Annotated in this window: 1 protein-coding gene; it reads right to left on the reverse strand. The window is 37.7% G+C overall.

All coding sequences use genetic code 11. The features are described from left to right. Nucleotides 1–72: 72 nt before the first annotated feature. Complete coding sequence (locus tag L1070_RS20235; RefSeq protein ID WP_237126921.1) at nucleotides 73–243, reverse strand: hypothetical protein; 171 nt, start codon at nucleotides 241–243, stop codon at nucleotides 73–75. Between the last annotated feature and the right edge of the window lie 78 nt (nucleotides 244–321).

Here is a 321-nt window from a genome sequence, read left to right on the forward strand (position 1 = left end):
CCATCCCAAATTTCTCTAAGTTATCTAAATTATCTACTTAAAAGGCGCTGGTTCAGCGCCTTTATTTAGCAATTACATGTGCTTAACGCAACGGTCACCGCCAAACCACCAAGGGCAGCTAGTTGCTACAACAACTTTGTCTGGACTTGATTTAGTCACTGACTGTCCTTTATCAGATGCAGCTGCACCTGTAGAAGTTGCGATTAAAAATGCAGATAATGCTACGATAATTTTTGATTTCATTATTATTTTCCTTATGCTATCACTGTTGATTAAATTCCTTTATTTTAAAGAAATTTGGTGATGGGCTCCTACTGATGG

Source organism: Pseudoalteromonas sp. MMG022 (assembly GCF_021654245.1).
GTDB lineage: Bacteria > Pseudomonadota > Gammaproteobacteria > Enterobacterales > Alteromonadaceae > Pseudoalteromonas > Pseudoalteromonas amylolytica.